This window comes from Actinomadura latina NBRC 106108 (assembly GCF_001552195.1).
Classification (GTDB): Bacteria; Actinomycetota; Actinomycetes; order Streptosporangiales; family Streptosporangiaceae; genus Spirillospora; species Spirillospora latina.
The window spans coordinates 108,112-114,632 of sequence record NZ_BCQS01000033.1 but is presented as its reverse complement, the minus strand read 5'-3'; the positions used below and the strand labels follow the sequence as shown (position 1 = coordinate 114,632).

8 protein-coding genes and 1 pseudogene are annotated in these 6,521 nt (G+C 71.8%); 4 read left to right on the top strand and 5 right to left on the bottom strand.

The genetic code is table 11. The features are described 5' to 3' along the window. The 3 genes from AL2_RS31165 to AL2_RS31160 all read right to left on the bottom strand — a co-directional run. Window positions 1-1,106: MFS transporter (locus tag AL2_RS31165; RefSeq protein WP_218003728.1), on the bottom strand; the 1,106-nt coding region annotated here is incomplete at its 3' end. A 2-nt stretch (window positions 1,107-1,108) separates the two neighbouring features. After that, complete coding sequence (locus AL2_RS38795) at window positions 1,109-1,318, bottom strand: hypothetical protein (protein ID WP_210748284.1); 210 nt, start codon at window positions 1,316-1,318, stop codon at window positions 1,109-1,111. 2 nt (window positions 1,319-1,320) lie between these two features. Continuing rightward, a complete protein-coding gene (locus AL2_RS31160; protein ID WP_210748285.1) occupies window positions 1,321-1,743 on the bottom strand; it encodes a class I SAM-dependent methyltransferase in 423 nt (140 codons plus the stop codon). 13 nt (window positions 1,744-1,756) lie between these two features. Between AL2_RS31160 and AL2_RS31155 the strand changes: the two are divergent. From AL2_RS31155 to AL2_RS31145, 4 genes and pseudogenes are all read left to right on the top strand, one after another. Then, window positions 1,757-2,083 (top strand): annotated as a pseudogene (locus AL2_RS31155) (cupin domain-containing protein); the annotation flags it as partial. A gap of 151 nt (window positions 2,084-2,234) precedes the next feature. After that, window positions 2,235-2,966 carry an excalibur calcium-binding domain-containing protein gene (locus tag AL2_RS40175; protein ID WP_083947072.1) on the top strand — a complete coding sequence of 244 codons (732 nt, stop codon included), beginning with the start codon at window positions 2,235-2,237 and terminating at the stop codon, window positions 2,964-2,966. Window positions 2,967-3,112: 146 nt separating this feature from the next. After that, window positions 3,113-4,705, top strand: a complete 1,593-nt coding sequence (locus tag AL2_RS31150) for a glucuronyl esterase domain-containing protein (protein ID WP_067639981.1) — start codon at window positions 3,113-3,115, stop codon at window positions 4,703-4,705. Between the two features lie 261 nt (window positions 4,706-4,966). Beyond that, window positions 4,967-5,416: a CBS domain-containing protein gene (locus AL2_RS31145; protein WP_210748287.1), complete on the top strand. Its 450-nt coding sequence runs from the start codon at window positions 4,967-4,969 to the stop codon at window positions 5,414-5,416. Between the two features lie 71 nt (window positions 5,417-5,487). On the opposite strand, the gene AL2_RS31140 is transcribed toward AL2_RS31145, so the two are convergent. Further along, complete coding sequence (locus AL2_RS31140) at window positions 5,488-5,889, bottom strand: PPOX class F420-dependent oxidoreductase (RefSeq protein WP_067640006.1); 402 nt, start codon at window positions 5,887-5,889, stop codon at window positions 5,488-5,490. Between the two features lie 18 nt (window positions 5,890-5,907). Next, window positions 5,908-6,414 carry an NUDIX domain-containing protein gene (locus tag AL2_RS31135; protein WP_157438471.1) on the bottom strand — a complete coding sequence of 169 codons (507 nt, stop codon included), beginning with the start codon at window positions 6,412-6,414 and terminating at the stop codon, window positions 5,908-5,910. Between the last annotated feature and the right edge of the window lie 107 nt (window positions 6,415-6,521).

Here is a 6,521-nt window from a genome sequence, read left to right as displayed (position 1 = left end):
GAGCCGCTCGCGGCCGGGGCGGCGCCGGAGCCGCCGTCGAACGCGCCGCTCGCCGTGCCCGCGATCCCGCCGACGACCAGCAGCCCCGCCGCGCCCGCGGCCGTCCACGCCGCCGCGCGACCGGACACGGTCCGCTGCCGCCGCCTCGGGCCCGGCCCTCCGCTCCTGGGGGGAATGGGGTTGCTCATGGCGATGCCACGTCCTCTCGTCGGGTGCCTGTAGATACGGTGCAGACCCCCGCCAGGACGGGCGATAACCGAAAAATCAGAAACTTCGCGTTTGATCGGCGTCCGACCTGGGCCGCCGAGACCGGGCGGGCCGCCCCGGCACGTCGGATCCACGCTGCTCAACGCCCTGCGGCCGGTCCCGCGGACCACGCGCGAGGACGTAGACGAACAGGACCGCCATGACCGCCGCGCCCGCCCACATGGCCTGCTGCCAGCCGTCCACGAAGGACTCACGGGCGGCTCGGGCCAGCGCCCCCGCCAACCCCATGCCGAAGCCCATGGCGAGCATGCCGGGAAGGATCGAGAGGTAGCCGCCGTCGACGGAGACAACAGCGAACCGACCGCGTCGAACCCGCCTTCCGGCGCCTGGCGCGAGTTCGGGACGGACCGCAGCGTCATGGCCACGGCGACCGCGACGAGCACGACCGGCAGGACGAAGAGCCACCGCCAGCTCGCCAGGTCGACCAGGGCGGCCGACAGGTACATCCCCAGGATGCCGCCGCCGCCGGCGACGCCGGTCCACACGCCGATCGCCCGGGAGCGCTCCCCGTCCGGGAACGTCGAGGTGATGACGGCGAGGGTGACCGGCATGATCATCGCTGCGCCGGCGCCGCTCAGCAGCCGCGCGGCGAGCATGACCTCCGGCGACGGGGCGAGGCCGGCCGCCGCGCTCGCCGTCCCGAAGACGAGCAGGCCCGCGAGCAGCACCGGCCGGCGGCCCCACCGGTCGCCCAGCGCGCCGAGCGGCAGGAGCAGCGCGGCCAGGCTGATGGTGTAGATGTTGATGAACCACAGCACCTCTTTCTGCGAGGCGTCGAAGGCGACGGCGAGCTCCGGCTGGGCGACGTTCAGCCCGGACACCGACGCGATGACCGCCATGATCAGCGGAGCCGGGCGGCGCGCACGACGACGTCGTGGAGGGGTACCTCTCGGCCCTCGTGGCCGGTGAGCGTGCGGAGGTTCTCCTCGGCGGTGACGATCTCCCACTCCGTGTCGTCCAGGCGCGCGGTGATGGCGGCGGACGTGGCCGACGCTTCGGCGGGAGGATGGTGCCCGTGGCCGGTGGAGCCGTGGGTGTGCAGATGACCCACGATCAGCAGCGTGCCGCCGGGGCGACCCATGCGCCGATGCGGTCGTAGAACTCCAGCTGGGGCATCGCCGGATGGGCGTAGTGGGTCATGACCAGGTCGAACCGCGTGTCCGGGCTCCAGATGCTCAGATCCGCCTCGACCCACCGGAGGTGCCCGGAAACCCCGCCCTCCGCCGCGCGTCCGGCGGCGTGAGCCAGTGCTTCGGACGAGATGTCGGCCGCGGTGACGTCCCAGCCGCGGGACGCGAGCCAGATCGCCTCGGCGCCGGCGCCGCACCCCGCGTCCAGTGCCGTCCCCGGTGCCAGGCCGGCGGTCTCGCGAGCGAGGTACGGGTTCGGCGGGCTGCCGCCCATGGAGCCGGGGCCTGCGGCTCGGCCCTGCTGCCAGTGCAGCTCCCAATAGTCCTTGTCGAATGCGTGTCCCATCGCCTGCAACGACGGCTCGGTCATCCTGCCGCTGACCCGGAGGCCCGGGGGAATCCAGGCCTACAAGTTCGTCCTCCCCGCCGGACGCGACGACACCGAACCCGACCTGCGCACCCACGAGGGCTACGACTGGGCCTATGTCCTCAACGGAACGCTCCGCCTCGTCCTCGGGGAACACGACCTCATCCTCAAGCCGGGAGAAGCCGCGGAGTTCGACACGCGCACCCCGCACTGGTTCGGGGCCACCAGCGCCGGTCCGGTCGAGTTCCTGAGCCTCGTCGGGAAACAAGGCGAACGCGCCCACGTCCGCGCGGCCCCGAGACGTCACCCGGCCGAATGACCCGGCCGGCCGGCGGGAGATCCGCATCGTGTGCGCTGTGAGATTTGGGGGACTATTGAGAGCCGCGTTATTTGTGTCTTATGTCGATAATGGGGTGTTTGGGGTGGAATAAGGGCTTGATGCGGCGGACTCCCCGGACGAAGGGCATGTCATGCCTACCGAATCCCGCCCGCCATCGCGTCGCGACCGCCCACCCGCGACGCGGAAGCTCTCTGCGGTTCTGGCCGCACTGGCCGCGGTCCTGCTCCTTACCGGCCTCGCGTCGTGCGGCGGCGAGGCGTCCCAGAAGTCGTCGCAGGGGGAGCCGGCCCCCGCCACGACACCGTCCACGGCCGTCCCGCCGACGACACCTCCGGGCGGGGGAGGGCCGCCACCGGCCAGACGGAACGGACTCGATCCGCGGTTCGGCACCTGTGCGCAGGCGAATGCCGCCGGATACGGCCCGTACTACCAAGGCGTGGACCCTGAATACGGCTGGTACCAGGACCGTGACCACGACGGCATCGACTGCGAGCCCTTGAACAGCGCCGAACCCGCGACCCCGGAGCCGGGCGGAGGGAACGGACTCGATCCGCGGTTCGATACCTGTGCGCAGGCGAATGCCGCCGGATACGGCCCGTACTACCAAGGCGTGGACCCCGAATACGGCTGGTACCAGGACCGCGATCACGACGGTATCGACTGCGAACCCCGGCATGGCGGTGAGTCGCCGACCCCCGCGCCGAGCGAAACCCCGTCGACCTCGACGCCCACTGAGGAGCCGTCGGACTCCGGGCCGAGCACGGAACCGTCCCCGCCTGAGACGAGCGAAGGACCGTCCGGCCTGACTCCCAGCGAAGAGCCCTCCGCCCCGGCGTCGAGCGGGGAGCCATCGCAGCCGTAAGCCGGGCCGGTCCCCGCCGCGTCCCGGCTGAAAGCGGTGGAAACTTCGTTGACATATTTCGGTATAGAGTTCGAAACTTTCGAGAGTTGACCGTGTGATCAATGGTCGCTGGCTCGGTCTCCATCACCCCCGGAAGGAGAGGCCAAGTGATCATCAACTCGGGCCGCTCTCAGGCCCGCTTGCCGGTCGTCCTGCTGGCGGTGGTGGCGCTCGTGGTCGCCGCGGCGGTGGCGGTGCTGGCGAGAAGCGCGGCCGCCGCGGCGGGCGTTGAGGACGAAGGCGCCGACTGCCCGGTGTCCCTGCCCGGGTCGTTCCCCGCGAACTCCAAGCTCCCCGACCCCTTCACCAAGCTGGACGGGACGCGCATCACCAGCAAGCCCGACTGGCGCTGCCGGCGCGAGGAGATCAAGAAGCTGGCGGAGAAGTACGTCTACGGCGAGAAGCCCGGTAAGCCGGCGAGCGTCACCGGGACGGTCTCCAGCAGCAGCATCACCGTCAACGTGTCGCAGAACGGCAGGAGCGCCGGTTTCTCGGCGGGCGTCCAGCTGCCGAGCGGCAGCGGGCCCTTCCCGGCGGTCATCGTCCTCGGCGGGTTCGGCGCCGACACGAACACCATCAGATCGTCCGGTGCCGCCGTCATCAGCTACGACCCGCTCGCGGTCGGGAAAGAGGGCACCGCCCGCAGCAACAAGCAAGGCGCCTTCTACAGCATCTACGGGTCGTCGAGCGGCACCGGGCTGCTGGCCGCCTGGGCCTGGGGCGCCAGCCGGATCATCGACGTCATCGAGCAGTCGGGCGGCGGCATCCTGAAGGCCGACTCGGTCGGCGTCACGGGATGCTCCCGGTACGGGAAGGGCGCCTTCACGGCCGGCGTGTTCGACCAGCGGATCGCGCTGACCATGCCGATCGAGTCCGGCAGCGGCGGCGTCCCCGTCTTCCGCGGGATCGCTCAGGAGAGCGGCGCGCAGCCGCTGAGCAGCGCCTACTCCGAGCAGCCGTGGCTCGGCGACGCGTTCGGCTCCTACACCGGCAACCCGGGCGGGCTGCCCGTGGACACCCACGAGATGGTCGCCATGATCGCTCCGCGCGGGCTGTTCATCATGGAGAACCCGCACATCGACTGGCTGGCCGCGAAGTCCGGAAGCGTGTCGGCGCTGGGCGGAGCGGAGGTCTACAAGGCGCTCGGCGCGGGCGGCGCCATCACCTACTGGTCGGACGTCCAGGACGGCACGCACTGCGCCAGCCGCTCCGAATGGCAGGCGCCGCTCCGGGCGAACATCCAGAGGTTCCTGCTGCGCTCGGGCGGCTCCACCGGCGGGTTCAGGATCGCGAGCGGCAAGGCAGGCGACCTGGCGCAGTGGAGGGACTGGCAGACCCCGGCCCTCTCCGACGGCCCGGGAACCCCGCCGCCCACGACCCCGCCGCCCACCACTCCGCCCCCGTCCGAAGGCGGCTGCTCGGCGGCGGTGTCGACCAACCAGTGGACGGGAGGCTTCGTCGCCACGGTGCGGGTGTCCGCGGGCTCCTCGCCGGTCAACGGCTGGACGGTCTCCCTGACCCTGCCGCCCGGCGCGGCCGTCACCAGCGCCTGGAACGCCGACCGCAGCGGGGACAGCGGCGCGGTCCAGTTCGGCAACGTCGGCTTCAACGGCTCCATCGCCCCGGGCCAGTCAACCGAGTTCGGCTTCCAGGGGACCGGCACCGGCACGGGAATGACTCCCACCTGCTCCGCCAGGTGATTCCGGGGGCCCGGTGCGGAGGCTCGGCGCCTCCGTACCGGGCCCTGCCGTGCGCGGCCCGGCCCGGATCCGGATCATCCGTGCGATATCGGGGAAGGAGTGATAGCGACCTGCGGACGAGCGGCCCGTTCCGGCCCGGTGCAGACCGGAACGATCGCGACATCTAAGGTCATGTGGGAGGACGACGACCGGGCTTCCCCCACCGGACGGTGCGGGGGCCCGCTTGATTCTGGGGCGGCAGCAGTGAAGGTCAAAGAGATCATGACGAGCCCGGTGGTCACCGTGGAGCGGGAGGCGCCCGTGCCCGACGTCGCGGCCCTGCTGCGCGCCCGCCGGATCAGCGCCGTCCCCGTCGTCGACGGCCACGGCGCCGTCGTGGGCCTGGTCAGCGAGTACGACCTGCTGTCCCGCGAAGGGGAGACCGCCGCGGACGTGATGACGACCGGTGTCATCAGCGTCACCGAGGACACCGACGTCGAGGAGGCCCGCCACCTGCTCCTGGAGCGGCGCATCCGCCGCGTCCCGGTGCTGTCGGGCCGCGACCTCGTCGGGGTCGTCTCCCGCTCGGACGTCATGGCGCTGCTGACCACCGAATGGGCGTGCGCCGTCTGCGGTGAGGTCGTCCGGGGGAAGCACGCGCCGGCCCGCTGCCCCAAATGCCACGCCACCGGCGACCGGTTCGCCCTCCAGGAACCCCTCCCGGGCGCCTGAGGCCCGCCGGCCCGGCGACGGACCGCCGATCTGCGCGGCCCGCGGCGCGTTCGGGACCCCGTCGGATGGCCCTACTCAACGACGCGTTTGGTCATCCCTTCGGCGTCCGGATCGATGCCCCAGGAGAAGACGGTGCGGGGATGGACGCGAATGACGTCGTCCCCGAAATGCGTCCCTTCCGGAGCCTCCGCGACCGCGGTCTCAGCACGTCCCCGGATCTCGATGCCACGCGCGTGCCACGGCTGGACGGAGGCCAGGTCGTCGACGACGAACGCCACCTGGTCGTTGTCGCGCAGATTGCGGTACTTGCGGCTCTTGGCGAGGTTCCACCCGCGGATGTCGATGGTGCCGGTCTCGGCGTTGTAAACGAAACCGACCGGGTTGTTCTGCGGGTCGCCCTTGGGGCCCACGGTGGCGAGCCGGCCCAGCCGCTGCGTCGCCAGGTACTCGCGTTCCACGTCAGTGAGGCTCATGCCGCCCACCCTGCGACCTCAACTCAGCTTGAGGTCAAGTGCGACGATGACCTTCCGGAGCCGGGGCGACATCTCGTCTGGCAGCTCGTCCATGGGGAACCAGCGCGCCTCAAGGATCTCCGCCGCGTCCAGCTCAAGCCGCCCGCCGACGACCCGCGCCTCGTAGTAGGCCTCGACCCGGTGCCGGAAGCCGCTGGCGACCCCCAGCGGAGGCCCCGGGACGTCCACCACCAGGGCCGTCTCCTCCCGGACCTCGCGGGCGACCCCGTCCTCCAGCCGCTCACCGGCGTTGACATACCCGCCGGGCAGCCCCCACGCGCGGTACCCGGGCCAAAGCCGGTGCCGCAGCAGCAGGATGCGCCCCCGCTCGTCCCGGACGATCCCGCCCGCGTACACCAGGAACGTCTGATGCCGGAGCCGCGCGATCCGCCACTGCGCCCGCCCGCCGAGCCGCCTCCACACCGGCGCCGCCCAGGCCCCCAGGCGCCCGCGCACCCGGCGCCCCGCACCGAACGGGATCTCCATTACCGAGATGCTAGCCCCCGGGGACCGCCCGGCGTGGCCCTGGTCACATCCCGCCGGATCGGGATCCTCGGCCGCCCCGCCGTTCGTCCCACTTAAGGGGCCACGCG

What these genes read in the sequence shown, in the direction of transcription:
- AL2_RS31160 (WP_210748285.1), bottom strand. Translation starts at nt 1,743, where the DNA reads ATGGGACACGCATTCGACAAGGACTATTGGGAGCTGCACTGGCAGCAG.
- AL2_RS40175 (WP_083947072.1), top strand. Translation starts at nt 2,235, where the DNA reads ATGCCTACCGAATCCCGCCCGCCATCGCGTCGCGACCGCCCACCCGCG.
- AL2_RS31145 (WP_210748287.1), top strand. Translation starts at nt 4,967, where the DNA reads ATGACGAGCCCGGTGGTCACCGTGGAGCGGGAGGCGCCCGTGCCCGAC.
- AL2_RS31140 (WP_067640006.1), bottom strand. Translation starts at nt 5,889, where the DNA reads ATGAGCCTCACTGACGTGGAACGCGAGTACCTGGCGACGCAGCGGCTG.
- AL2_RS31135 (WP_157438471.1), bottom strand. Translation starts at nt 6,414, where the DNA reads ATGGAGATCCCGTTCGGTGCGGGGCGCCGGGTGCGCGGGCGCCTGGGG.